This window comes from Deltaproteobacteria bacterium (assembly GCA_016874735.1).
Taxonomy (GTDB): Bacteria; Bdellovibrionota_B; Oligoflexia; order Oligoflexales; family CAIYRB01; genus CAIYRB01.
In genome coordinates this window covers 22,762-47,854 of record VGTI01000021.1, presented here as the reverse complement: position 1 = coordinate 47,854, position 25,093 = coordinate 22,762, and the positions used below count along the sequence as shown (strand labels likewise).

The following is a 25,093-nucleotide window of genomic DNA, read 5'->3' as shown; positions in this document are numbered from 1 at the left end:
GACGATCAGATGATAGTTGGGCGCAGAGTAGCTCGATTATTTTTCGGTGTCACGACTTAAGTGAGGCGCCACCATGGAGGTAAGGCATCACCGAGCGTCGGTTCCAGAACTTGGCCGAGTTTAGGGGTGATCACTCTGACGTCGTACTGAGGGGCCAAAGCCACCAAGGTTTCAGCGGGTTCGTGCCATGCGTGCATAGCCAGGCTAAACGTACTCCAATGCACAGGTAGTAGTAGGCCGCCGCCGAGCATGGTCACGGCTTTTAAAGCGTTCTCCGGACCGAGGTGAATGTCGCCCCATAGTTCGTGAAAGGCGCCTATTTCGAGCATAATCAGGTCAAAGGGACCGAGCCTCGATCCAATGACGCGGTACTGCTCGGTCAGTCCGGTGTCGCCGCTAAAGAAGACGTTGTGACGGTCGGTACGCACAGCCCAACCGGCCCAGCTGGTGACATTGCGATCTCCAAGGCTCCGACCGGAAAAATGTTGGGCGGGGGTTGCGGTGAGAGTGAGGCGTCCACCAGCTACCGTGTGACTCTCCCACCAATCGAGCTCGGTGATGCGCCCCTGCGGAATACCCCAGGCTTCGAGCCGCGCCCCCACACCGAGAGCCGTGACAAAAGGCACCGCGGTTTTGGCTAGGGCCATTACACTGGCATAACACAGATGATCATAGTGATCGTGCGAGATGATGACCATATACACTTGCATAACACAGATGATCATAGTGATCGTGCGAGATGATCACCATATCGAGCGGAGGCAGGGATTCAAGCGTAACTGGTGGCGGATGAAATCGTTTGGGGCCCGCAAACTGCACCGGCGATGCGCGTTCACCAAACACAGGGTCAGTCAAGATGCGGAGGCCGTCGAGCTCGAGTAGTACCGTGCTGTGACCCAGCCAGGTGACACGCATGCTGGAATTTGGGCGATGGAGCCACTGGGGTAAGGGGTTTTCTACCGGGAGTGTTCGTTTGGGGATACGTTCGTTACCGCCGCGTACAAATTCTCCCAGTAATGGCAGGGGGCTCCCCTTAAGACGCGGGTACGCATGGCCTATGTTGCGAAAGCGTCCTTCGGCAAAACGTCCCGAGGCTAACGCTCGCTCGAGTCGAAGACCCGTGAGTAACTGTGACTTGTTGGCTTTGCTCATCCGGCTCTCGTGATCCTAGATTGCGTCTGAGGGTACACGAGAGGGATCGGCATGTTGGCACGATTACTTGATGCGGCAACTGTAGGTGGTTTTTGCTAAGGCAAAAAAACACCTCGCAAACCACCAATGATCGCTGAGTTGCCTCGGCGCTTACTTAGTCAGTAACAAGTTCCGCGGTGCGTCATCAGCGTTGCGTCCGTAGCTGGTCACCTTCAGTCTGGCGCCTTCCAAAAACGACTCGTCCGACTGCTCATAGGCGAGCGCATACTTGGCCAGTGCCTCGAGCACAATGGCGACCGTATAGGCGTCCGAGCGCCATTGCGCCAGCTTCCAATTGGAGGCCGAGAAGAAGACGCCAGAGTCCCACTTGCGCGCTTTGTCCCTGGGATTTGGGAAGAGGAAGCGGTCGTTGTCACGATTAAACGTGGTGCCAAATTTAATTTGCGCGCGCTGTTGATGAGCCGTCAAGTACGCAGCCGCTTTAGCGATCGCTCTTTGGTAATCACTGAGCACGCCAGCCTCAGTCGCAAGAGACTCACCGATATTCAAGAGGCTCGCGAGTGCCAGACCCGTGGCGAGGTCATAAGTCGGATCTGCGCCACCGGAGAAGGCGCCTGCATGTTTAGGATTCGTTGCAGCTAGGTCACGTTGCTCACGCAGGAGATCGAAGAGTAGGCGGCGCATGGCCTCCTTCATCGCTGGTGTGCGGACGCCACCGTCGCGGTAGGCTCGCGTGAGCGAGTAGGGGAAGATCATCCGCTGCGGGTAATAAAGGCCGCACTCGGGCCAGCTGTGTTGCTCGACAGCTCTGGCCATTAGCACGCTGACATCGTTGGCTGCGGCTGATGCCGCCAGTCCCTGGAGACCAAGAGCTAACAGGGCGTTGGCATTAACAACACAGTCGACATTGTTGACACCGAGCGGAATAACGCCCGTCTCAGGTGTCATAAAGCGCTCCTCGCGCGGAATATTTTCCTCTTTAAGCCAGGTGAGAAATCCTGCGGAATCCTTGCCCTTCCACGTGTCACGGCCGTCTTCCATGGCGCGGCCCAGGTCGCGCCACTTAAGTAGTTCTTCGGTCAGCGCTGCTGATGGCCGCGCATCACCGTCAAATGCCGCTGCTAATTCCAAAGTCGCTGCAGCCAGTGCCGTGTCGTCAGCGTCAGCCGGGATGTTGGCAAGTGCGTCCACGCCGTAAGGATTGATCGCCGGATTGAAGAGATCAGTCGACCAGGAGGCGTAGTTGTCACCGCTAGGTTTGCGGTGTGAAGGGAAAACGTTTTGTAGACTGCCAGCTTTCATCGGAATATTGAGCGGCCCGACGCGGTCCTTGTCGCTGCTTGATCCTGCTAAGTGCGGCCAGAAGGTAAAAGCATCGCCAGCTTGATAGGTGCGGATGCTAGCCACAGCTTGGCGGCGCACATCGGTGACCGTCCTCTGACCTTCGGGTAGTCCCGACTCGTCAAAGAGATAGAGCGGGTAGGTAATCGCCGTGGTCATAAACATGTTGGAGTCTTGAATCTGAATGATCGACTCGTTCTCGCCGTTATGCGGGCTTAAGACATCGGGGAAAATGTGGATGAAGTTAGCCCACTCGCCCTTGCGGTTGTTGGTAAACGGCAGGGGTAGGGGCAAGGCCTGTCCGGTCCCTGGAACAAGCGGTAAACAGCCATCACCCGAGCAGGCGTCAAAGCGCGGGTCGTGCAGGCCGCGACGCTGCCTGATCTGCGTGTCGTCTAGGAACAGGAGGGCGCCCATGATGGCCGTCTTGAGGGCGTCGTCGCCGAGGCGCGCCTCAGTGGTTGCCGGCAGATCTTGGGCCTCAACGGCTGCGCCCTGGGTCGGTAACAACGCGGTGGCGCTCAGGATCAGGGTTGCAAGCAACGGAAATCGCAGTTGATTAGTCTTACGGCCCACGGCAGTCCTCGCGCTTAGGATGTTTTCACAATGAGCTAAATAGCGCGAGCTGGGGCGATGGTCAAACAAAGAGGCAGAAAAAGCCGCTAAAATGGCACTCCGCCCGAGAACCTTGCGGCTCTGGGCGGAGAGTTATTCACAGTAAGGAGATGTCGTGCTTAGGTTTTAGGGCGGAAGTCACCCTCGAGCTTAGCTTTAGGCTTAGTCGGGGGTTGTACGGTATTTTGCGCCGTGGGGATGACTTCGTAGCCTTTAGGATCGGTCGTCGTGATCTCGTAGACACCGGAAGTTGCGTTTTGTTTGAAACACTGCTTCGTGATGGCGGGGCCTTGGTTATCGTTACCATTCGTGTAACGGCTGTCCTTGTCAGTGGAGGTGTTGTCATTGCGGAACGGGTGGTACCACTTGACCGGCTTCAGCTCGTTAGCAGCGACAGGATCCTTTAAGTATTTGCGTATACTGATGTCGCCCGTGGCTCCAGACACACCGCATCCGCTGAGCGATCCATCCGTACCAGCGGTGATGTTAAAGAGGAAACCGCGCGCGGCCTCGTTGAAATTGCCACCTGGATTTTGCCAATATGATAGATTGCCGGCATTTGTATCAGGGTCAATGTCAAAGGCTAGGTAGCGCACAGCGCCGAGCTCCCCATTTTGAGCGTTGTCAGCGACTGCAGTCAGGTTGACGAGTCCATTAGCGTCAAAGGGCGTGACCGTCTTAACGATGGCAGCACGGCGTACTTCAAAGCGCATCCGCTTTTTGCCGGCGTCATCTTGCTCGCGACTGTAGTTGATACTGAGTAGGGCATTCTTGTTGCTGTCACCGTTGGCGCCGCCGCCTTGACCGGCATCTTTCGCGCCCATTCCCGAGTCGCCCGGACGGAGAATGGACAGGGTGCCGCTACTAGAGTCGTTGGCGCCTGGAGAGTGGACCAAATGTACTTCAAACGATTTGCCGTCCGGAGCTGTGGTGGTGATATCGCTGCGATAGACGGGGTTGCCGCCGACATCGGCCAAGCGGGTGATCTTAGCGGTGCTGCCAGTGAGTCCTGCGCCGCCCTTATCGAACGATGCGGTAAGATCCAGTGACTCGCCTACTGCTGGCATCTGGGTGTCTTTGCCGTCTTTTTTAGCCTGGCAGATCATGCCGCTCACCATGGCGAGAGCTCTATCGACTTGCTGCACGGAGTCTTCGACTTCCGAGCGTGCAAAGGCGACCATACAAGCCTCGGCGTTGGTGGCGCTTACTTTACCAGTAGTGGTGCCAAAGTTCTCAGGTGGGTTCGCTCTTTGGAATGGGTTCATGTCATTGTCGAACTGGTAACACGTAATCCTGGCCCCAGGTTTCGCAGGTTTAAATTGCGCCGGGTTGAAACAGTCTCCTTCGCCCTTCATGCGCTTGCCCTGATCGACCACTTTGTCTTTAAAGTTCTTCTTGGCATTGGGATCGTCCACTTCTTCTGCCAAGTTCAAGGCCGCCGCTGTGGTGGTCTGAGGGAAAATAGAGAGGGCTAAGGTAGAAGGATAGGCTGCCGCCAGCGGACTTACACCAGCCTCGGTCGTAGTGCCACCGGTGGAATCGGTACCGCTGCTGTCGTCGTTGCTGCTCGACTTTTTGCCGCAGCCAGCGACGAGTGCGGTGACCGCTGCTGCAGCCGCCGCGTGTTTCACTACCTTACGAGTTTTCATGAGACCTCCAGTACGCGTGGATAAATGGGGGACGAATGACTTGCGTCACGCGACCTATCGGAGGTCTGGAATGGAGCTTTACTTTGGCCATGCGGTCAGTGCCACGGGTGGCGATTTTGCTCCTTAAATTCGGGTGGTTAAGATTTTACCAACCAGGCTGCGGCGCAGGTCTGCCAGATGGCCCGCATGGCCACGCTACCGAGTATGAGCTCGTGACGCTTCATGCTAATGTCCTCCTAGTTTGCGTTGCGAGCATTTTATAACGATGTGGCCCTGGGGACCCATCCCACTTAAGTCTAGTTGCGAGCTTTATGGTTACTAAACATAGTCCTGCTAAAGAACCCATTTGGATCAGTCACCGTGGCTTAAAAACAAGAGCCGTTGAGAACACGCTGCAGGCCTTTCGTGACGCTGTAGCTGCGGGCTTCACGCACGTGGAGACCGATCTCCGCAGCACTGCTGACGGTCAGATCGTGCTGGCTCATGATGCTGATCTCGCCCGGCTAACGGGCAGCGCAACCAACATCGAGAGTTCTCCTGCAGCGCTGCTAAAAAAGATACGACTGACCGATGGTCAGGGACTGCTGTTTTTCGACGCATTTATGGCGGCATTTGGGCATCTTAGTATCACTTTCGACATTAAGCCCGAGCAAGGGGAACGGACCTTAGCCCTGCTTGCTCGCTGGCTTGCTGATCGCCCCGACGCAGGCGAGCTGCTCAGGCGCTGCCGCTTTCTTTTTTGGCGCGACGAACAGCAAGCCTTTTGGCTGGCTAAGTTTCCGCGTGCGGTCGCCCTTGCTGGTCAGTCAGCATGTCTTAAAGCCGGACTTGCCATGGCCTTTCGACTCCCGATCCCGCACGCGGTGACGTCCGGTGTTACCTATGCCCTGCTCCACAGCTTTAAAGGACTGCGGACGATGCGCGCGCCTGTGGTGGCGAGGTATCATCGCCGTGGGGCGCGCGTCCTGGCATACCTACCGAAGAATCGCGACGAGGTAGCCGCCGCCCTTGCTGCGGGCGTGGATGAAATCCTGACCGATGACGGTATTTTGGCTCCGTGACGGGCCTAATCGGCGCGCAAGTCACTACAGTGAATCTCGTCCGATCCGAGTGGGATCGCGCGGAGCATCATGGAGACCGTCGATTTTGCTATGATCTCGGTAAAGTCAGAGTTGCGCACGACGTAGCGCACATCCTGAAAACCCGGCCACGGATGATCTAGGTTGCCGGTCAAAATCTGCAGTCCCATCCGCGTCATCCCTAGGTGCGCGAGCGACGGCACCGAGGCAAAACTCTGGAAACTGTGTAGCTCGGGCGATGTGATGAGTTCGCCGACAGTGATGGTACTGCCAGTCACCTCGGCCTTAGGCTCAGACCAGTGACTGACCCTATAGGCCGCACCGCTCACGATGACGCGCTTGACGTTACCGTCCCCGTCTCGATCTAGCGATACAGTGCAGGGTAAGCCGTAGGCGTTGGTGTAAACATTAGTACCGGACCATGACTCACCGCGTGCAGGCAGCGACCTGGCTAAGGTCGCCAGGACTAGCGATGAAAAAAATCCATAAATGAAAGCCTTGCAAAACGAGTGTGTGAACATAAGCAACCTCCTACCTCTAATCGAAGCCAAGCAAGCTTCGTGCCAGATAGTGGAGGTCAAAGTTGGTGCCCAGGCTCAGAGGCCGAGACTTGCTCGGTCGAAAACAACGGGGACGCTAGCAGCACCCTGGTTGCTCCGCTGACAGGCCCAAACATGGGCGTCATCAAGGCTGAATCGTCCGACGATTCTTCTGTCGCTGCCTAGTTTAGTCATGAGCCGTGATCCTTTAGCGAGCGGGACGGCGGCGCTGAGTGGTGTCCTCAGTCGCCACACGGGATGCCCACCAAAGCTGACGAGTAACGTGTCGTCATGCCAAGCGACCGCGGTGGCACCAGGATCGAGGCCACCAAATCTGCCGCTGATTTGTCCCTCGGTGCTATCAAGTTGCAAGAGGCCACGGAATTGCAGATTCGGGCGTACCGGATTAATTTGATAATTGTCGACGAGGGCAAATACCTGGTCGCCACTGACCACGAGGTCCTGTGCCATATTTTTCACTTTTTCCCCGGCATTGATAGCGATCATCGACCTCAACTCGAGTGTTGCAGGATCGAGGATGGTGACACCCAGGGTGCCGTGAGCCACGAGCAGCGCGTCGCCGTGACGTGCAAGAGCTCGCGGCATCTCGTGGGCCAGGAGTTCGCGCGACGGCTTTACCGCCTGGGTAGCGACACGGTTGGTGACGGCGCCAGTGGCTAGATCCACACGGACGATGTCCGCATCGACCAGCGCAACGATGTGGTCGTCAACGCGCACAGCGTCCCGCACCGCGTGGTCAATTTTAAGTACGGAACTGTGTCCGCTAGGATCGATGACGGAGAGGCCGTCGTCACGTCCCACCAGGAGCGTGGTGTCTGAGAGGCGCACAAAGTGACGGCAGGCGTCGAGCTGCAAGAAGGTTTCTGTTTGGGTTGTAGCCAAACCTTTGAGCGGAAGTGTCAGAGCTGCAACCGCAGCGCACAGAGTTAAAAGGGGGCGGTTCATAACCAAGAGGTCTCCAAGTCTAGTCTAGAGTGGTATGGCGGCATCGGAGAGTGATTTTAAAAAGTCCTCGAGTGCCGTTAATTCGTTGCTGTCGAGCGCTAGCTTGCTGGCTGCATTATATTCCTGCAACAGTCCGGCAAGGGTCGCTCGTGAACCATCATGCAGGTATGGCGCCGTTTCGGCAACATTACGTAGCGATGGGACCCGAAATAGGTTCCAGTCGTCTGGTTGCAAGGTAAACTCGGCTAAACCCAGAGGCTGATCAGATCTGCGTTGTTGATTATTCAGCCCATTGCGGCGGAAAATATTGGATCCCCACGCCTTGCTCTTGGCATCAAAAGTTTGACCATTGAATAAAGGCCCGCTGTGACAGCCCACGCATCCAGCCTTGCCTTCAAAGAGCTGTAGTCCCGTCTTTTGCCGGTCACTCAGCGCATGTCCCTCGCCGGCAAGATAGCGGTCGTACGGACTTGCGAAGGGAGCTAAACTGCTGACGTAGGTAGCGAGCGCTTTCAGGACGACGGTCCTAGTGCCGGCTTCCGATCCAAGGGCTGACGCAGCAGCGGCGCGCAGTCGCGCTCGTTCTTCACTGGCAAAGACGGCTCGCCAGATAGCCTCCTCGCGCGGGCCGATGTGCAGTTCCGGCGGATTTTCGCCAAATAGCGGGACCAGTAACTGCTGCTCTAAGGAGTCGAGGACGGGGTTGACCCAGGTCAACTTGGTAAACTTGCCGGTGTAGAGTATGGACGGACTGTTGCGTGGTAGCGTGATACCTGTGACACCAAAGGGCAGGCTACGACGATCGGTATAGGCATAGTGCGGTTCGTGACAACTTTGGCATGACATACTCCCATCAAGCGACAGCCGAGGGTCAGAAAAGAGCTGGCGCCCCAGCTCGCGTAGCTCGGGAGGCTCTTGGCTCCTCTGACTCTGACCATCTTTGTGCTGGTGATATCCGCATGCGGTGAGCGTCAGAAGAGTTACGAGTTTGTAGGTTAATCCTAGCCAACGAAGGGTCATCTCACCAACTCTCACCACTTGTTATTCAAGTTCCAGGCTTAACGATTAGTTTTGCCGATCCAGCATGGCAAATATTACAGGCAAAGGAAATCTTCGGTGATCCCATGTCCTGTAGCTTCCGGTCGTCTAGATCAAAGATCGACACGAATAGTCCTGCTGCTGGCACCGTGACCTTATCGGTGGAGTAGAAGTTACCGAGGGCGTCTGCACTGACCGAGGTGACGAGCTGGGTTCTCGCCTTGTCGCTAAACAGTTTAATCGTCGCCCCGTCCACCCAGGGCGTGCTGGCATTTTTGTTGAGACTGCCAGCAATGACAAAGAGTCCTTTGCCGGGACCTTTATCTTGGTGGCAACTCATGCAGTTTTGGCCATGATTGTGGCTTTTGCTGCCACCTGAGACGCTGATGTTGGGGACATTGAGCGTCGCGGTGTCGCGAGCGTAGCAACTGTCGCCTATGTTACACGCTGCAACATCCTTACTACTGGCTTGCTCCTTGCCGCAGGACCAAAGGACTGTCCCGATCAATAATGTACCTAGCCATCCACAGTATGACTTCATCTAGAATACCTCCATCATAGATTGACTACAGTGAATGCCGTGGCGGCAGGACCCGCATCTTTAGATGAAAATACTAAGCCTAATTTTTCGAAAATCGGCGGGCATTCCTGGTCGCCCGGGAAGGCCATGCAGCCTTTGACGAAATCACCCGCCTGTGTGTTGGGTGCGGCGTCGAGATCGCTTCCTGTGAGTAGCGTTTTCACGTCAAGTTTGATGGCTTGCGTGGCAGAATCAAATGCGGCAAAGCTCATGATGGGTTCATAGTCGTAGGCGCAGGTGAATCCTGCCTCAACGGTCCCCGTGCAGTTGGTCGCTCCCATGTGGATATAGAAGTTGTCTTGGCCGGATGTTTTAAAATCAAATCGGGAATATTTGTAGCCGCCCTTCCAAGTCCACCACATGCCAGTCTCGTTAAAGGGGGCGGTCTCCGTGGCAGCATTGAGATGGTTGAGTTTAGGAGGTAGGCCAAACTGGAAACTAAGTCCCGTATAGGTGCCGATCGGGACGGTGCCACCTATAGCTGTATTAGTAGATGTGCCGCTGCTATCGCAAAGTCCCGTGCCGTTAGTGAAATCCAGTAATGCCACGTTGTCACGTTGCCATTTGCCATCTTGAGTCAAGGTCAGAGCGACTTTGGTGCCGTCGGCTTTTAGGAGCTGCGGGTTATAAACATAAAAGCGAAAGTCACGAACCTCAATGGTCGATCCTGTGGTGCCAACACCGGCGTAGCTCTGACCGCAGTTAAGTGGGGCGTCGCCGACGGTTGCCTTAAAATTGATGGTGACAGGTTGCGTCGCAGCAACCGTGGCATCGGTGGCTTTGGTGTCTTTTTTGCCGCAGCTGAGTAGGGCTATGGCTCCAGATAGCGCGCACAGAAACGGCGTAGTTCCAAACAGTTGGCGCGGCATGCAAATCTCTCCTTTTACAATGGAATAGGGATGATTAGCTTTTTAGGGCATGCATATAGGCGACGGTGAACGTATTGCTACGGGCGGTGTTTTTGTTTACGCCAAAAGCAGCCTGCTGCGACAGCGTGAAACGAACAAGTTGAGACGTGCTGGGATAATAATCTTGAGTCACAAAAATCGAATGATTAATTTGGCCTGAGTTGGATACCGTGGTGTCGCCGACGCGTAGCTCGCGCGTTTGTTCGCGATTAGCCCCTACTAAAGTTTTCACCATCGATGTCCACTGATAGCCTGTGGTCAATGTCGTGCGGGCGATGAGTCCAGGGTGATACTCGATGCCATCGTAGCTGCGTGACAGGGGTTGAGCGACAGTTTGCGCTAAACCGAATTTTGTTGCGTATTGACCGAACCATAAATCGACGCCGGCTCTGGCATCGGAAAAGCCAGTACCGAAGACGTCGAGCAGATCCCTTGTGTTCTGTGCATCATGCACCGACCTGGCGTGGGACTGTTTGAATCCAGCGATGAGTTGCACCTGGGGGACCAAGGGTTCAGTCAAGTCCGGCATGACGAGGGTGTAGCGCGTGACAACTAGGGGGTCGCCCACGCCCGATACCGCATCGTGCTCACCCACATTGCGGAAGGTGGGCACCGTGACCGTGGCAAAGGACCTTATAGAGAAGCTGTGGCCATAGGCGACCGTCAGATTCTCGCGCTCCAGGGGGCCACCAGCGGTGGCCAGACCGCCATTGGCGTTGATGTTGCGAAATCCCGCCGTCCGGCCTAGAGCTAGGAACGTTTTATCGCGTTCGTTAGGGTAGAGGATCAGTGGATCATCGCCACCACTGCCGCACGACGCGCAGCCGAATGCCGCCTCACTAAGGACGGGGGCGAGCCACATGAGGGTTGACGCCATCAGCACCGTAGCTCCCTGTCTACCCATCGGGAGCATCAGGGCACGCTCACGGCGATAGTGGCGCTGTCGCTTTGTCCGTCGACTGTAGCAGCGAGTTGAATCTCCCAGTCACCGCCCATGCTAAAGAAGATGCCAGTCACTAAAAACTCGTGAGAGGTTCCCGCCACAGCGGTGATCCGCTGATCGGCCGTCGACGTCCCATGACCCATGGACGGCATCCATGGCGTGAACTTGATACCGCTGACGGACTGGGCCGGTGCTCCGGCGCTACCTAGGAACGTGAGCCGGGCGCTCACGGCGGTCCGGGCGGCTAGGGGAGACTGCCAATCTAGCTTGGCTGTGTAGTGCTGCAGTGTCGACGAGCCGTTAGCCGCGCTGGCCGTTGCGGTCTGGGACTGCGGTCCGCAGTGTACGGTTTGTAAGCCAAAAAATGTAATTAAAACCAGGCTTTTAAGGTTCATGTCTAGGGTCCCGTGACGATTATTTTGGGTGACGGTGCGCATGCCTTGCAGACAGCACTTGCATAGTCTACTTAGGCAAGTCTAGGATTTAGGACGCTGCAGCGCTATGCAGCATATTGTTGCACCGTCGTGGTCGAGCATGCCTATTCGTCCCAAGTTTACATCAATAATCCTGGCATTAGCGGGAGATAGCAGCATCGAGGATGGTACCAAGGCGCGCTGGTTGCTGCGCCTCAGGTGGGCAGCGGTGGCCGCGATGATCGCCGGTCTTGCCGGTTTCCGCCACTACGGTCTCATTGCTGGGGAGGACATCGCGAGCTACGTGGCAGCGGTGACATTGCTCATTGCGGCCAATGTGTTCCTGTCGCTGGGTGGCCTCTACCAGCGTTTGCCGTTACTCCTGCAGATGCTGCTCGATCTGGCGGTGCTCGGGTTTACTCTAGGCATGACGCAGGGGTGTGCCAATCCTATGAGTGCCCTGATCTATATGCATGCCGTGCTTGGTCCGCTCCTGCTCCGCGGGCGCCAAGGCCTCATCTATCTCATGGCCATCGGCCTCGCAGTTAGCTACTACTGTCTAAACTCGCAGCCCGTATTCCATGGACTGCACGGGCGGCCCCTGCCGCATGCCGTGAGCCTGGTGGCTCAACTTTTAGTTGTGATCGTCATCTGGTCGCTCACCCTATCGCTATCGACTCGTCTGCGTACTTTGAGATCCAGCCTGGAGCTCGCGCGCGCGCAGTGCCAGCGAGCAGATCACCTCCGCGCCCTAGGTGCTATGGCAGCAAGTTTTACGCACGAATTTGCCACCCCACTCAATACGGCAAAGATGCGGCTGGAGCGGCAGAAGCGGCGCGCAGGCTCAACTGCTGACGCGAGCCCTCACTCATCCGGATCCGGAGATGTCGATGCCGCCTTGGCCGCCATAGAGCAGTGTGAGGCCGTCATGCGCAGTATGTTTGGGGCCGAGTTGCAAGCGGGTCACGTGCGGTTTGAAGAACTCAAGGTTGCTGACTTCGTCCTTAAAGTTTGTGACTCCTGGTCCCAGCAACATCCAGACGTCGTGGTGAGGACTCATGTCGACACTGCGGCCGCAGCTGTCACCTGCAGCTTGCCATCGCTAGCTTTGGCCCGGTCGCTGATGGATTTGCTAGACAACGCGCGCGAGGCTTCAGGTGACCAGAATGTAGCAATCGAAATGACAGTCACGTCTCGTGACGGCATGGTGACGATTGCCGTGAGTGACCGCGGCGCCGGTGTGCCGCACTTGCTGCGTGAGCGGCTGGGGGAAGCGTTTGTTTCCTCCCGACCTGATGGCACTGGTCTTGGCTTATACACGGCACGGTCACTGGCCGAAGCCCTGGGTGGATCGCTCGATGTGGCCGATCGCGCTCGAGGTGGGACGGTCGTGAGTTTGCATCTGCAACTTGACCGCGGGAGTATGGCGTGATGACTCTGCAGCCGCGACTACTGATTGCCGAAGACGATCGCAATTTTGCCGAAACGTTGATGCTAGAGTTTAGTGACCGTGGCTATGACGTGGATATCGTTCATTCGATGGCTGCCTTTAACGCGCATAAGTGGGCGCATCTAGACTACGCTATTGTCGATATGCGCCTGGGCACTGATCACGGCATCGATCTCGTTGAGGTGCTTCATCAACGGTATCCCATGTGTCAAATCGTGATGCTCACTGGCTACGGTAGTATCGCTACGGCTATCAAAGCCGTGAAGCTGGGCGCCACCAACTATCTGACCAAGCCTGCAAGCGTCGCACAAATCGAAGCGGCTCTGCGCGGTGGCGACTTCGTGCAGTCTGCTCAACCACCGGAACCTCAAGCGCCGTCCCTGGCGCGGCACGAGCGTGAATATATTGAGTCTGTGCTCAGTGAATGCAACGGCAATATTTCGCAAGCTGCTCGTGTTTTGGGCCTACATCGCCAGAGCTTGCAACGTAAACTGCGTAAGTTTAGTCCGCCTTAATGCGATCTAACCACGACCTCAGCGGATATCCCGATATGCTGCAAGATAGGCCTCAGGCAAGCGTCCAGCCAGCTCCGGACTGCCGTCGATGATCGTGCTGATGTCCTGCCGCATCATGTCCATGACTTCGGGCAGGGCTTTGTAAAAGCCCGTGATGGCACCTGGACTAAAGTCTTTGACAAAGGGTGGATGCATATACCAGGCCATGGCGTCGTAGGCCTTTTGCGGTAAAAACCGGTCAACCCTCACAGCGTCAGTTAAACTTAGGGATGCTTCGTCAGGGTAGGGCACTAGGTCTAAGGCGGGGAATTTGCCCTCGGGCAGTACGCCGCTATCGTAGGCGGCAAAAAACTCATCCAGCGAAATCTCTACCGCCTCGGTGACTAGTTGTACGGCGCGACTGTCACCGGCATTTTTGTAAAATAGTTGCGCATCGCAGCGTGCAAACCACTCGTCACCACGAGCATTGCGCACGGCCAGGCCGTGCTCGCCGGACTCACGGATTTCGCCGTCACGATCGTGGAGAATTTTACTAAATGCGGCAGCGGTGCGCCTTGAGTATCCGTGACTCTCGGCCCAAGCTAAAGTTTGCCGCCGTGGGTTGCGGATGTGGCCAGAGGCAAAGCCATCGGTCAGGAAATGATCGGCAAAAGCGGCTTGAAATAGAGCCTCGCGCAATGCTGCGTCGGCAGCACCATCACCCTGTTGGCGCAGATCATGAGCGTGCTTGGCAAGGGCCAAGGCTTGATCGTGTTCAGCTACGTAACGCTTGATGTTGTAGAAGCCGAAATGATCTTCGTTGTGTTCGGCAAGATTGATGTAATTGCGGTAGTTGAGGGCGAAGCCTTTGGAAAAGTCGGGGTACTCAGTATCGTTGTGACCATCCATTAGGTTTTGGGCAGCTTGGACTTCTTGCTGGAAGAGCTTGCGAGTGGCGTCAATGTTGTTGCGGAACAATTGATACCAGGGCTCGCGCGTTTCACGGAAAATTTCGGAGGCAGTCTCGTAAAAATCTGCGCTAAAAGCGATCAACTCGCCGTAGCTATAGCGCTCGATGCCATCGGCCCGGGCAAAGCTGGGTTGGCAGTCACGACGCTTGCCGCAGGCGCTCAAGTAGCCGCGATCCCCTATGATAACGTGTTCGCCGGCGCCAAATTTAAGCGCGGATGTTGCACGTTGGCCTTCGCCGCAGCCCCATAGAGCGGCCAAAGAAGCGACAAGCACAGCACTACGAATCATCATGTTCCCTCAGTCTTACATTTATGACTGGGAATATGATGCGTAGTTGGATTTCTCTTGTCTAGCGTTCAACTATTAATAGTTTGTGTACTAACGGCACTCTTATTAAGCCTGTGTAAAGCTGCGATTAAGGACGTCTTGGCGCTTAGGTGATGCCCCCAATGTCTCGAGATTTTTAGCAGCAAGTTGGCCACACGCCGCAGAAACTTCGAGTCCCTTACTGTAGCGAACGGGTGCCGGGATGGAACGCTCTGCCAAGTATACTTGAAAGGCTCTGATGTCCTCATCGCTTGGCCGCTGGTAGGGGAGGCCAGGATGTGCATTAAATGGAATAAGGTTTACCTTAGCGCGCATGCCGTGCAGGAATTTAACGAGTTCTTTGGCTTCGCGTGTGCCGCAATTTTTGTCTTTAATCAGGATGTATTCGATGGTGATCTTGTCACCGGTCATGCGCTGATAATCGAGCAGAGCAGCTTTGAGTTCGGCTAGAGGATAGCGCCTGTTGATGGGCATCAATTCGGTGCGTAGCTCGTCACGCGCACCGTGCAGGGAGATCGCCAGCGCCGCTTGCACATCGCGCGCTAGCGTGCGGATCTGTGGTGCCAGTCCTGAAGTGGACACGGTCACGTTACGCACGCTGAGACCAAAGGCGTCTTTGCCCGTCAGCCTATTAACCGCGGCAACGACGTTGTCGTAGTTGTCGAGTGGTTCGCCCATACCCATAAAGACAACGTGCGAAATGCGTCGCCCCTCAAGCTGGACAATTTGCTCGGCAATAGCGAACTGAGCCAGTATCTCGGCTGTACTGAGGTGGCGCACGAAGCCAAGTCTACCGGTTTGGCAGAAACTACAAGCTAGGCGGCAACCCACTTGGCTCGACACACATAGGCTGGTACGCCCCTCGTAGCGAAGAATTACGGCCTCGATGAGTCCGCGCTCGCTCTTAAGCAGCAGCTTGCTGGCACCGTCTGCACTATCGAGACGGCTAACGATTTCGGGTAGTTCCCATACGAGTTCGGACTCGAGTTGGGAGCGTAGCGCCTGCGGCAGATTCGTCATGCTACTGAGGGCAAAGGTCCTTTTGCCATATAGCCACTGGGTCAGTTGCTGGGCACGGAATTTAGGCTGCCCCCAACCAGTCAGCAAGTCTTGCAGGGCCGATGGTGATAAACTAAGGGCATGTAAGGGCCCTGTACTAGCAGGTTTAGGGTCTGGGCTGACGTTTTCCATAAAATCCGCTGCTTAATATCATTATAAGGCGCCCTTTATAATGAAATGTACTATCGATGTCAAATTAGGCGTCAACTGTGGGGAGTCGATCTGATGTCCGAGCGTAACGCTTCCGCCACGACTGGTCAGACTGGTACCCAGACGTCGATCTTTGATGTGGCTGCCCGTGATATTGCAAGGTTACGGGCTGTGATCAGCGTTGTCTCGCGGCATGGTTTTGGCGAGGTGATTCAGCGTTCCCCGCTCAGCAAGTTTGTCATCGGCAAAATTCAAGATAGCGAGGGTGGTGGGGCCTCCAGAACTGCACCGCCTGCGGTGAGGCTGCGCCGCCTGTTCGAAGACTTGGGTCCCACGTACATAAAATTCGGGCAAATCCTCTCCATGCGGCCTGACCTTTTGCCAAGGGCCTACGTTGAAGCACTCGAAGAGCTGCAGGATCAAGCTCCCGTGGTGCCGACCGCGGACATCAAGGCAACAATTGCCCGCGGTCTTGGACGTCCGGTGGAGGAGCTTTACGCCAGCTTTGACGATGTGCCCCTAGCCACCGCGTCGATCGGTCAGACGCATCGTGCCCGCACTCATGACGGAAAAGATGTGGTCGTCAAAGTCCAGCGGCCAGGCATCGAACAAGTGATGCGTGGGGATTTGGATCTCCTGTACATGCTGGCAAAGCTTTTGGAAGTAGGGATCGAGGAGCTGCAACTGATCCGTCCGGCCGACACGGTGGCGCAATTTGAAAAGGCGCTCATCCACGAGCTCGACTTTACCGAGGAGCTTCGGCATCTCCAGACGGCGCGTAGCTATTTACTGCCAGACCGAGCTATCACCGTGCCTGAGCCTTTTCCCGAGCTGTCGTGCCGTACTGTGCTGACGATGGAATTTTTTGCCGGACAGTCACTGCGCAAATTATCAGCCAATTCTGAATTAGCTAAGCACGCCGTTACGGAGCTCCTGCACGCAGCGCTGCATCAGGTCTTGATTGACGGATTTTTTCACGGCGATCCGCATATGGGTAACATCTTGATCAATGACCAGAAGCAGCTTTGTCTCATTGATTACGGTCTGGTAGGGCGTTTAAGTCCTGAGCAACAGCGAGAGATAGTGTCCCTGCTGATCGCTCTCTCGACTAAAGACGCCTCCGCCATTGCCTATATCTTGCTCCGCATGGGCGCGCCGCAAGAACGCGTCAATATCGCAGCTTTTAAAGCTGAGATCAAAGTCGTCATGGACCGTGTGCTCGTGGCGAATTCTCTGGCTGCGATTGAGACGGACGAGTTAGCGGCGAGCATCCTGGAGGCCGCGCAGCGTTTCAAGATCGGACTGGCACCCGAGTACGCTATTTTGGTCAAAGCTGCGACCACGGTCGAGGGCGTGGTGCGGACGCTCTACCCAGATATCGCTATCATGGAGATTGCTACCCCAATTCTAAAGCGCCTCGTTTCGCAGCGCTTTACCCCTGAGCAGCTCATGTCTGACTCGTTTAGTGGTCTCATGGGGCTATCGTCCATGTTCCGCCAACTGCCTAGTCAGTTTGAGCAGATCATGCACGATGCCGAGACGGGCAATATCCGCGTGCGCGCTATTTCCCCCGGTTTGGATCTCATCGCACCCATGCTGCATCAGCTTGCGGGGCGTCTCACTCTCACGGTATTCGCAGCTACCATGACGATTGCCAGCGTGATGCTAATCGCATTTGCTGATCCTCAGCGGGTCAGCGGCTTTGTTGCGGGTCTATTCATCGCGGCGACAGTCTTTAGCTGGGGGTGGTTATCCCTTTGGCATATGTTCGGAAGTGGCAAGCGCCTGCGGCTCTCGAAGATCATGCAGTTCGTGCGGCGTTAAAACTGCTGCTCTAAAAAGCAGGCGACGATCTTTAGAAAATTGACACGAGTCTGGATCCCAGCGCCATGGGATTCGCTTACTCTTATTTAGATGGCTGCGCCGAAAAACACTGAGGAAAATCAGGACTAAAGCAGAAAAACACTAAAGTTTTTCGCTCGATTTGCCGATAAACGGTAAAACCGGAGTAGAGGACCAATTAAAATGAGTACATGCGTATCTCATGCACCGCTATATTTTCTATTAACCGCCTTTTTTGCGGCTGGTGCTGTCGCCTGCGGCACAAGTAAGGCGCCAAAGAAGTCGACGTCAGAGGCGACCGAAGATGAGGAAGTGGGCGACGAGGATCCGAAAAAAGAGACAAAAACGCAACCGAAGACGGAAATAGCGGCCAAGCCCGCCCTTAACGTCGCGAACGATCCCTGTAAGCCGGCCACGGCCACGGCAAATGATTCGGGGACAACAGCCACGACCACCATAAAACTAGTCGACGATCAGGATGCTCTGGCACTTGCCGATCCTTGGCAACCGACTGTCGGTACCACCAACGGTGCGGGCAGTACGACAACGACAACTACGACAGCGTCCGCTGGAGTGACCAACCCATCGGCAACGACGACCGTGGCTCCTGTGCCGGGCTGTCCCGGTCAGACCACAGCGGTTAACCCCACAAGCATCGGTGGCGGTATCACGACTAGCACCGGGGCGACGGCCCAGACGGGATTACCGACAACATCGACTCAGCCAACTAACGGCACCAACAGACGTGGTGGGCTGCCGGCCGGGCTGTGTACGCTTCCGATCTTGCCGGACTTTCTTAAGTCGTCGTTATGTAGCAAGTAAACTCTTGGTGCGCATCTGCTGGCTTAGTAAGCCCAGTACATGCCCGACCCCAGCGGTGACTTTTTACCCTCAAAACCAATAGCTACGGTCCGACCGAAGAAAAATGGCAGACCCCAGTCGATGACGTTGGCAAGACCATCGGTACCGCGGGCGCCAAGGGTGGCGAAGACCATGTTGTCGGAGTTTAAGAGTGAGGCCGCATTAGCGATCTGAAATTTTACTTCGCCTGTAGGCTTGCCGCCTGAGCCCATCGTGGTCGCGTAAAAGTTCTGGGCGCTCGCGGGGCAAACGAAAGCTTGTTTTTCATCGCAAAGCGGCAGGACGTCGATTTTAGGTAAAACCAAATGGTTCGTGCCGCTATCGATAAAGCTACTGACTGGTCGGCTGCTATACGGCGTAAACATGGCAGCATAGAGCCCCGGATAACGCACGGGGTAAGCCGTGAGCCCCCCCGGCGCATTATTTTCCTGCGTGCCGATGCCGAGAATCATCACGCCGCTTGCTGAAGTTGCACCGCCCTCACCGATGGCCGGTAGTTTAATCAAAACACCGTTATTGTCTTGCGGCAACGAAGCAACGGGATTCTTGAGGCCTTGATCGTAGACGATCTGCGTGCATTTACCGTCTTTGCAGGCGTAAAACGGGCTATCGACCACGGAATTGACTGCCGGATAGTCTTGCTTGAATAAACCGACGCCAAAGATGCCGTTGAATCCCGTTTGGGCTGGTGACACATCGGGCACGCTCTGCTCAATGCTGCATGGACCCGGCATTTGCGCATAGGCTGAGTTGATCAGCTGCATGGGCAATTTGATCGTGGGTTCTTCAGCAAGTTTGATGTCGGCTTCGACTATAGGCCCCCACTGGCTTGATTGATCGGCAAAACCGATACATTCCGCAATCTCGCCTTGCTCCACCCTAATCGGTGGCAATTTTAGAGTGACGACCGATGCGAACAACCGAATGCCGACGCTCCCGGTATCTAGGAGCAAATTTTTGATCGTCTGGCAGTTGCTAGTTCCTGGCTCGCATATAGTAACGCTGACGCAGGCTTGATTGGGAGCCTGTTTAGGGCCGCAAAGTTCGCCGTTGACCGTTATGGGTATGATGTTTTTCCCGGTGGGTGTCTCGCCAGCTACGGCGGGGGCGACGGGATATACGTCATTGCTACCGCGAAGGCGCGGTTGACCGCGCTTGCCTAATCGTCCCTGGTAACCGCCCGGAGTTTTACAGGCGCCTAGCGTGATGAGACCGACTGTAAACAAGGCGATTTTAGTTTTCATGAATTTCCAGGGCCTTTGCAGCTAGCGACGATACCGTATTTGCCGCTGCCATTTCAACGCGCACAAAATGACTCTTTGCAGCGTTGCGTGTTGTCGGTCCTATGGCTACTGCAACCAGTTTACTTGAGAGTTGGTTGTCTTTTGGATGAAATACTGCGGCAAAACCCGCGACAGCCGAGGGGCTGGCAAAGGCGATCACGCCGCACCATTGCTGGGTGGCCTCTTTGGTAGCCGCAGGCGTCCATGCCTGACCCGCTTGGTTGCACGCGATGGCACGTGTCCGGTAAACACTGTAGCTTGCGACCTGGAATCCAAGTTTACGCAGGGACTCAGCCATAGGCCATGCCGGGGCTTCGGCGCCTGGGATGCACACATGGGCCGCGGGAGGTAGATGGGAAGCGAGCCAAAGGGATAACTCCTCGGCTGTGCGCACGGGAACTTTGACCGCCTGAATACCACTAGCCCGCAGTGCCTCAACGGTGGCGTCGCCATGGGAGTAAACAACTTTTGCCACCCGGACGATCGTGGCCAATTGAGGGATGGCCATGCTGAGGACGGCTGCGTTTACACTGGTAAACACCACATGCGTGGCTGGCTTGACGGTCTCCGTCAATGTGATGGCTTGAATTGAAATGCAGGGCACATGGAGCACAACGTCGCTTGCAGCTACCAAAGCGGTTAGGCTGCGGTCCGCCGCCCAATCTGCGAGAGACCGCGTCCAAATCAGTGATTTGCCACCCCTCACCACGGCGCCAGTCCGGCTAATTCTGATGGGACGGGCAAACCAAGTTCAGTCAAAACCTTGGCTGCGCCGCTAGCGGCAAGTTTACGCAGCAGGGTGTCACAGAAAGCTTTCGCATCAAATTTGCCTGGTCCAGGGTAGGGTGCTGACACCTGCGCCTCAGCAATATCCGTCCGGCTCGAAAAAATGGCCGCCTGCGCCACCAAATGGGGTGATGCCGCTTTGTCACTGCGGACATAACAACCGAAGGGCAGCGTACAATCGCCGCCAAGGCGCCCAAGGATATCCCGCTCGATGGAGATAGCGAGCCGCGTCTCTTTACACCCGAGTTCGGCGCCAAGCCATGCTGCCAGTGGATCACCGGCCCTGGTTTCAAGGGCCAATGCCCCCTGACCTGGCGCCGGGATAAACCACTCCGGCGACAGGCGCGAATGCGGTACGTCGCCAAGTCCGAGTCGCTCCAGCGAGGCCTCGGCCAAAATGATGGCATCCCACTCGCCTGCTTCCAGGCGCTTCAGGCGCGTATCGACATTGCCACGAATACCAACACAGGTCAGGGCAGGGGCAATGCGCTCCATGATATTCTGGCGCCGGAGGCTACCGGTACCGACGGTGAGTGCGCCAAGGGACCAAAGATCCGCCGCACTAAGGCTCTGGCGTGGTTTGATGCGCGCAGCCACGTCTTTACGGTAAATGATGACATCAGTCGCTGCGTGCCGCGGCAAAATGGCGGCAAGCTGAAAAGGCTCGCCCATGTTGACCGGCATGTCCTTGAGGCTATGTACCGCGAGGTCTGCCTGGCCGGCGAGTAGGGCCTCTTCTAACTCCTTGATGAAGAGACCTTTGCCCCCCATTTCGTGGAGGAAGCGATCTTGTACGCGGTCAGCCGTGGTTTTTAAAATCAGCTTTTCGCTTTTGACGCCACGCTTGGCAAGCAGTGCCGCGATGTGATCAGCTTGCCAAAGAGCCAGGGCGCTGCCGCGCGTGGCGATGGTGATATGAGATTTGGGAGCGGGGGTCGTGCTCATTGTGAGTCCTTGTCCTTTGTTTTCTCGGCTCTAGGCTCGGCTCTATGTTCGGCTGTATCGGGAAACAGCGCGAGTATGCTCTGCGCCAGTTGTTCGGCTTCAAACCCTGGCGGCGGGCTGGTGATTTGTCTGGCAGCATCGGCGGTGATTTTGCTAGCTATGGCGTCGAATAACGCTTTGAGGCTCTCGCGTTGTTTAGCGTTGAGGTCGCGAAAGTGTTCTTTGGCCAGAGTTTTGCCAGCCTCACGGTCGATCAGCTCACCGACGTAGTTGCGGAAAGCCGCGAGCACGGGTTTAACGGACCACGTCTTCTGCCAGTTTTTAAACTGATCGACACCGCGGTGGACGAGATCTTCGGCTTCTTCAGCGGCTTTGCGGCGCTCTTCGAAATTGGCTGCCGATACTTGCTGCAAATCGTCTATGTCGAATAGATAGACATCGTCTAGATCACCACAGTCCGGATCGATATCCCTGGGCATAGCGATATCGAGCAATATCAGAGGACGGCCGCGCCGCGCCGATTTTGCCCGCTCCACGGTCATCGCATCGAGGACGATGCCGGGAGCTGCTGTAGAGCTGATAACGATATCGGCGCTGGTGAGCAGGCCCGGAATTTCCTCCATGCCGAAGGCCTCGCCAGTGCCGAGCTCCGTCACTAAGTCGCGCGCCCGCTCCACCGTGCGGTTGGCGATGAATATATTACGCGGATTATAGTTGGTGACGTACTTGGCCGCGACGCGCGACATTTCCCCCGCACCGATTAAGAGAAAGGAATGGTCGCCGAGCTTGCCGAACACCTTGCCCGCTAGCTCCAGAGCCGCATGACTGATGCTCACGGTCTTCTTGCCGATGGCCGTTTGGGTTCTGATCTTTTTGGCGGTAGCAAGAGCTTCTTGTCCCAGCCTTTGTAGCGTCGGTCCAATGGTGCCTGACGTAGCTGCCACCGTCATCGCGTCCTTGAACTGCCCGGTTATTTGCGTCTCGCCCAAGACCAGGGAGTCTAGACTCGACGCCACGCGGTACAAATGACGGACCGCGTCGCTCTCGGTGTGCAGATAGAGCGCACGTTGAATATCCTCGTCGCTGATCTTGTCGCGTACCACACCGTGTTGATGATGGAGATCCAAAAATGCCTGATAAAGCAGCGCATTCAAGTTAGCCGTTGGCGGGGCGATGCCGATCAACTCAAAACGGTTACAAGTTGAGAGCGCCACGAGCTCGCGGAATTGGTGCCGCTCGCGCAAGGCTGGCAGCAATGCTGCCAAAGGCTCTGGCGCAATATAGAGGAGCTCACGCAACTCGACCGGGGCCGAGACGTGATTGGCGCCAAGGAGAAAGAGTACTGGCTCAGTCCGACTCAAAGCTATTGGCCTCCCGGTCTGAAAAAACCGATGCCAAAATAACTAAGGGCCATAAGGACGAAACCGACTAGGCACATCTCGGCGACGCGTCGCGACGGCCAACCGAAGACGTTCTGCGCCAGTAGAATCGTTAAGTACCAAAGCCAAACCACCGTAGCCCAAAGGACCTTGGCGCTGAGCATGAGCTCGGCCGGGGGGGCGAAGAGCTGGGTGTACACCGCCCCACTGACCAAGCCAGCGGTAATCAACCCGTAACCCGCCCAAAGACAGACGCGCAGCATGCCGTCGATGCGATCGATCGCCGGCAGATTTTGCGGGATCTGGCTCAGCCGTTTCTTTTTGAGCAACTTTTGCTGCCAGAGATAAAAGATCGACACGGCGCCAGCAAGTATCCCGAAGGCCTGTCCGAGGACAGCCATGCTGACATGAAACAGCAGGAGAATCTTGCCCGCTCCGTCGTCGTCCATGGCGCTAGGACGTCCCGGCGTTATGAAGAACTGCACCAGGAGGATCAGCGTGGCTAGAGGTGCCACAAAGGCCCCGATGAGCCTGAGCTTAAACTTGGTGTGACCCACTATGGCCATCCAGCTGATGGCGACTGCGAGGAGTAGGCCACTCAAGGCAGTCGCTTCCGTGGTCGCCAGCTGCAGGACTAAGCTGGTGGTGCCGGCCAAAGCTGCTAGGAGCAAGGCTACTAGAGCGGCGCTACCGGATGAATTACGGCTCCGATTTTTGCCGACTTCAATCAGATAGAGTAGTGCCGCTAGGGCAAGGCTAATCAAGGCTATGTTGCTGGCAATATGAGCTGCTGTCACTGGAGGTCTGGCTCCTGCCTTGGACCGTCACCCCGGGCGGCTGGCCCGACCAGAATCTCATGGCGCTGGGACCCAGGTAGTGCGATGATCAGTAATGTGCAAATCTTAGGTTACGCTGTTTTTACCAAAGCCGGAAGACCAAATGCCTAAAGATTCAGAGTCCCAAGTACCCAAGCTCCCCGCTGACTGGAGTCCCTCATCCTGGCGCCGCCGTCCGATTCAGCAGCAGCCCACTTATCAGGACCAAGACGCGCTTGCGCACAGCCTAAGTACGATCGCCTCCTATCCGCCTTTGGTGTTCGTCGGTGAGGTCGAGAATTTGCGGCGGCAGTTGGCCGAAGCCGCTCATGGGCGACGTTTTATTCTGCAGGGTGGCGACTGCGCCGAACGCTTCCAAGACTGCAATCCCGAGGCTATCACCAGCAAGCTGAAGATCCTTTTGCAAATGTCCGTAGTCCTGAGCTACGGCGCGCGCCAGCCTGTGATCCGCATAGGGCGCATTGCGGGGCAGTATGCCAAGCCGCGCTCCGCCGACACTGAGACTGTCGACGGGGTCAGCATGCCGGTGTTTCGTGGTGACAACATCAACTCGTTCGAGCCTGACCCCGAGGGGCGACGGCCGGATCCCAAGCGTCTCACGCAGAGTTACTACGCGGCCTCGATGACACTTAATTACGTACGCGCGATGATCACCGGTGGTTTTGCCGACTTGCACCATCCGGAAAATTGGAATCTCAGCTTCGTTTCGAAGAGTAGTCATCGCCAGCGCTACGAGCAGGTTGTGGCCAACATCCGCGATGCCGTAGCGTTCATGGAATCGTTTGGTGGGGTGCGCGAAGAGACCCTGGGCAGTGTGGATTTTTTCACCTCGCACGAGGGACTGCTCCTTGGCTTTGAAGAGGCGATGACGCGTTACGTCCCGCATCTGGGCAGGCACTATAATCTCGGCGCCCATATGCTCTGGATTGGTGATCGGACCCGGTCACTGGACGGAGCTCATATTGAATATTGTCGCGGTATCGCCAATCCTATCGGGATCAAATGGGGGCCCTCCGCCGACCCTGCTGACATGGTCAAAATCATCAAAGCCCTCGACCCAGGCAACGAGCCCGGCCGCATCACCATCATCACGCGCTTCGGCGCGAGTCAGGTCGATAAATGCCTGCCAGCCGCGATTGCAGCTGTGCGTGAGGCTGGACTCAACGTGCTGTGGAGCTCAGATCCTATGCATGGCAACGTCATCAAGACCAAGAACGGGATCAAAACGCGCGATTTCGATGCCATCTTGACTGAGCTGAAGGCGTGCTTTCAAGGGCACAAGAAGTACGGCAGTCGCCTGGGTGGGGTTCACTTTGAACTCACGGGCGAAGATGTGACGGAATGTACCGGCGGTGCCGAGGGCATAGGCGAGGGTGACTTAAGTCGCAACTACGAGACTTTTTGCGACCCGCGCCTTAATTACAGCCAAAGCTTGGAGATGGCTTTTGTCATCGCCAACATTATGCAAGTCGACCATGGCTAATCA

General features: G+C 56.2%; 22 protein-coding genes and 1 pseudogene. 6 read left to right on the top strand and 17 right to left on the bottom strand.

The features are described 5' to 3' along the window. Window positions 1–56 precede the first annotated feature (56 nt). The 3 genes and pseudogenes from FJ146_10400 to FJ146_10390 all read right to left on the bottom strand — a co-directional run bounded on the left by FJ146_10400 (window position 57) and on the right by FJ146_10390 (window position 4,757). Window positions 57–1,152, bottom strand: a pseudogene (locus FJ146_10400) (hypothetical protein). A gap of 150 nt (window positions 1,153–1,302) precedes the next feature. Beyond that, window positions 1,303–3,069, bottom strand: coding sequence for a hypothetical protein (locus tag FJ146_10395; GenBank protein MBM4252369.1), 1,767 nt, complete (start codon window positions 3,067–3,069; stop codon window positions 1,303–1,305). A 158-nt stretch (window positions 3,070–3,227) separates the two neighbouring features. Further along, the gene (locus tag FJ146_10390; GenBank protein ID MBM4252368.1) at window positions 3,228–4,757 is read right to left on the bottom strand and encodes a hypothetical protein; all 1,530 of its coding nucleotides are present in this window, start codon (window positions 4,755–4,757) and stop codon (window positions 3,228–3,230) included. A gap of 311 nt (window positions 4,758–5,068) precedes the next feature. Here FJ146_10390 and FJ146_10385 point away from each other — a divergent pair, with 311 nt between their 5' ends. Beyond that, window positions 5,069–5,818 carry a hypothetical protein gene (locus FJ146_10385; GenBank protein MBM4252367.1) on the top strand — a complete coding sequence of 250 codons (750 nt, stop codon included), beginning with the start codon at window positions 5,069–5,071 and terminating at the stop codon, window positions 5,816–5,818. A gap of 5 nt (window positions 5,819–5,823) precedes the next feature. Here FJ146_10385 and FJ146_10380 read toward each other — a convergent pair whose 3' ends face one another. The 7 genes from FJ146_10380 to FJ146_10350 form a co-directional block, all read right to left on the bottom strand. Then, on the bottom strand, window positions 5,824–6,357 hold the full coding sequence (locus FJ146_10380) for a hypothetical protein (GenBank protein ID MBM4252366.1): 534 nt from the start codon (window positions 6,355–6,357) through the stop codon (window positions 5,824–5,826). Between the two features lie 75 nt (window positions 6,358–6,432). Continuing rightward, on the bottom strand, window positions 6,433–7,341 hold the full coding sequence (locus tag FJ146_10375) for a hypothetical protein (protein ID MBM4252365.1): 909 nt from the start codon (window positions 7,339–7,341) through the stop codon (window positions 6,433–6,435). Between the two features lie 24 nt (window positions 7,342–7,365). Beyond that, window positions 7,366–8,361: a di-heme enzyme gene (locus tag FJ146_10370; protein ID MBM4252364.1), complete on the bottom strand. Its 996-nt coding sequence runs from the start codon at window positions 8,359–8,361 to the stop codon at window positions 7,366–7,368. Window positions 8,362–8,386: 25 nt separating this feature from the next. Next, window positions 8,387–8,920 carry a hypothetical protein gene (locus FJ146_10365; protein MBM4252363.1) on the bottom strand — a complete coding sequence of 178 codons (534 nt, stop codon included), beginning with the start codon at window positions 8,918–8,920 and terminating at the stop codon, window positions 8,387–8,389. A 14-nt stretch (window positions 8,921–8,934) separates the two neighbouring features. Then, window positions 8,935–9,828, bottom strand: coding sequence for a metallo-mystery pair system four-Cys motif protein (locus tag FJ146_10360; protein MBM4252362.1), 894 nt, complete (start codon window positions 9,826–9,828; stop codon window positions 8,935–8,937). Between the two features lie 34 nt (window positions 9,829–9,862). Beyond that, the gene (locus FJ146_10355) at window positions 9,863–10,744 is read right to left on the bottom strand and encodes a hypothetical protein (GenBank protein ID MBM4252361.1); all 882 of its coding nucleotides are present in this window, start codon (window positions 10,742–10,744) and stop codon (window positions 9,863–9,865) included. Between the two features lie 35 nt (window positions 10,745–10,779). Beyond that, on the bottom strand, window positions 10,780–11,205 hold the full coding sequence (locus FJ146_10350) for a hypothetical protein (protein ID MBM4252360.1): 426 nt from the start codon (window positions 11,203–11,205) through the stop codon (window positions 10,780–10,782). A gap of 106 nt (window positions 11,206–11,311) precedes the next feature. Here FJ146_10350 and FJ146_10345 point away from each other — a divergent pair, with 106 nt between their 5' ends. Together FJ146_10345 and FJ146_10340 are read left to right on the top strand one after the other, a co-directional pair. Next, window positions 11,312–12,655, top strand: a complete 1,344-nt coding sequence (locus FJ146_10345) for a HAMP domain-containing histidine kinase (GenBank protein MBM4252359.1) — start codon at window positions 11,312–11,314, stop codon at window positions 12,653–12,655. Further along, complete coding sequence (locus FJ146_10340) at window positions 12,652–13,188, top strand: response regulator (protein MBM4252358.1); 537 nt, start codon at window positions 12,652–12,654, stop codon at window positions 13,186–13,188. The genes FJ146_10345 and FJ146_10340 overlap by 4 nt, the downstream gene beginning before the upstream one ends. Before the next feature lie 18 nt (window positions 13,189–13,206). On the opposite strand, the gene FJ146_10335 is transcribed toward FJ146_10340, so the two are convergent. Next, window positions 13,207–14,430, bottom strand: coding sequence for a hypothetical protein (locus FJ146_10335; GenBank protein ID MBM4252357.1), 1,224 nt, complete (start codon window positions 14,428–14,430; stop codon window positions 13,207–13,209). A 102-nt stretch (window positions 14,431–14,532) separates the two neighbouring features. Further along, window positions 14,533–15,657: a 23S rRNA (adenine(2503)-C(2))-methyltransferase RlmN gene (gene rlmN / locus FJ146_10330; GenBank protein MBM4252356.1), complete on the bottom strand. Its 1,125-nt coding sequence runs from the start codon at window positions 15,655–15,657 to the stop codon at window positions 14,533–14,535. Window positions 15,658–15,702: 45 nt separating this feature from the next. Between rlmN and FJ146_10325 the strand changes: the two genes are divergently transcribed. Beyond that, window positions 15,703–17,499, top strand: coding sequence for a hypothetical protein (locus FJ146_10325; protein ID MBM4252355.1), 1,797 nt, complete (start codon window positions 15,703–15,705; stop codon window positions 17,497–17,499). A gap of 201 nt (window positions 17,500–17,700) precedes the next feature. Then, complete coding sequence (locus FJ146_10320; protein ID MBM4252354.1) at window positions 17,701–18,339, top strand: hypothetical protein; 639 nt, start codon at window positions 17,701–17,703, stop codon at window positions 18,337–18,339. 23 nt (window positions 18,340–18,362) lie between these two features. Here FJ146_10320 and FJ146_10315 read toward each other — a convergent pair whose 3' ends face one another. Genes FJ146_10315 through FJ146_10295 form a run of 5 tightly spaced genes read right to left on the bottom strand, consistent with a single transcriptional unit; the run spans window position 18,363 to window position 23,568 of the window. Then, the gene (locus tag FJ146_10315; GenBank protein ID MBM4252353.1) at window positions 18,363–19,622 is read right to left on the bottom strand and encodes a DUF3443 family protein; all 1,260 of its coding nucleotides are present in this window, start codon (window positions 19,620–19,622) and stop codon (window positions 18,363–18,365) included. Next, the gene (locus FJ146_10310; protein ID MBM4252352.1) at window positions 19,612–20,394 is read right to left on the bottom strand and encodes a uroporphyrinogen-III synthase; all 783 of its coding nucleotides are present in this window, start codon (window positions 20,392–20,394) and stop codon (window positions 19,612–19,614) included. Before FJ146_10310 ends, FJ146_10315 begins: the two co-directional genes overlap by 11 nt. Then, complete coding sequence (hemC, locus tag FJ146_10305; GenBank protein ID MBM4252351.1) at window positions 20,364–21,392, bottom strand: hydroxymethylbilane synthase; 1,029 nt, start codon at window positions 21,390–21,392, stop codon at window positions 20,364–20,366. The genes FJ146_10310 and hemC overlap by 31 nt, the downstream gene beginning before the upstream one ends. Beyond that, window positions 21,389–22,759 carry a glutamyl-tRNA reductase gene (locus FJ146_10300; protein MBM4252350.1) on the bottom strand — a complete coding sequence of 457 codons (1,371 nt, stop codon included), beginning with the start codon at window positions 22,757–22,759 and terminating at the stop codon, window positions 21,389–21,391. Before FJ146_10300 ends, hemC begins: the two co-directional genes overlap by 4 nt. After that, window positions 22,756–23,568, bottom strand: a complete 813-nt coding sequence (locus FJ146_10295) for a hypothetical protein (GenBank protein ID MBM4252349.1) — start codon at window positions 23,566–23,568, stop codon at window positions 22,756–22,758. The genes FJ146_10300 and FJ146_10295 overlap by 4 nt, the downstream gene beginning before the upstream one ends. A 142-nt stretch (window positions 23,569–23,710) precedes the next feature. Here FJ146_10295 and FJ146_10290 point away from each other — a divergent pair, with 142 nt between their 5' ends. Next, a complete protein-coding gene (locus FJ146_10290) occupies window positions 23,711–25,090 on the top strand; it encodes a 3-deoxy-7-phosphoheptulonate synthase class II (protein MBM4252348.1) in 1,380 nt (459 codons plus the stop codon). Window positions 25,091–25,093: the final 3 nt, after the last annotated feature.

Bases quoted from the DNA above. Each gene is read 5' to 3' on its own strand.
- FJ146_10320 (MBM4252354.1), top strand. From the start codon at position 17,701: ATGAGTACATGCGTATCTCATGCACCGCTATATTTTCTATTAACCGCC.
- FJ146_10325 (MBM4252355.1), top strand. From the start codon at position 15,703: ATGTACTATCGATGTCAAATTAGGCGTCAACTGTGGGGAGTCGATCTG.
- FJ146_10370 (MBM4252364.1), bottom strand. From the start codon at position 8,361: ATGACCCTTCGTTGGCTAGGATTAACCTACAAACTCGTAACTCTTCTG.
- FJ146_10365 (MBM4252363.1), bottom strand. From the start codon at position 8,920: ATGAAGTCATACTGTGGATGGCTAGGTACATTATTGATCGGGACAGTC.
- FJ146_10350 (MBM4252360.1), bottom strand. From the start codon at position 11,205: ATGAACCTTAAAAGCCTGGTTTTAATTACATTTTTTGGCTTACAAACC.
- FJ146_10355 (MBM4252361.1), bottom strand. From the start codon at position 10,744: ATGGCGTCAACCCTCATGTGGCTCGCCCCCGTCCTTAGTGAGGCGGCA.
- FJ146_10360 (MBM4252362.1), bottom strand. From the start codon at position 9,828: ATGCCGCGCCAACTGTTTGGAACTACGCCGTTTCTGTGCGCGCTATCT.
- FJ146_10390 (MBM4252368.1), bottom strand. From the start codon at position 4,757: ATGAAAACTCGTAAGGTAGTGAAACACGCGGCGGCTGCAGCAGCGGTC.
- hemC (MBM4252351.1), bottom strand. From the start codon at position 21,392: ATGAGCACGACCCCCGCTCCCAAATCTCATATCACCATCGCCACGCGC.
- FJ146_10335 (MBM4252357.1), bottom strand. From the start codon at position 14,430: ATGATGATTCGTAGTGCTGTGCTTGTCGCTTCTTTGGCCGCTCTATGG.
- FJ146_10375 (MBM4252365.1), bottom strand. From the start codon at position 7,341: ATGAACCGCCCCCTTTTAACTCTGTGCGCTGCGGTTGCAGCTCTGACA.
- rlmN (MBM4252356.1), bottom strand. From the start codon at position 15,657: ATGGAAAACGTCAGCCCAGACCCTAAACCTGCTAGTACAGGGCCCTTA.
- FJ146_10315 (MBM4252353.1), bottom strand. From the start codon at position 19,622: ATGAAAACTAAAATCGCCTTGTTTACAGTCGGTCTCATCACGCTAGGC.
- FJ146_10290 (MBM4252348.1), top strand. From the start codon at position 23,711: ATGCCTAAAGATTCAGAGTCCCAAGTACCCAAGCTCCCCGCTGACTGG.
- FJ146_10385 (MBM4252367.1), top strand. From the start codon at position 5,069: ATGGTTACTAAACATAGTCCTGCTAAAGAACCCATTTGGATCAGTCAC.
- FJ146_10380 (MBM4252366.1), bottom strand. From the start codon at position 6,357: ATGTTCACACACTCGTTTTGCAAGGCTTTCATTTATGGATTTTTTTCA.
- FJ146_10345 (MBM4252359.1), top strand. From the start codon at position 11,312: ATGCAGCATATTGTTGCACCGTCGTGGTCGAGCATGCCTATTCGTCCC.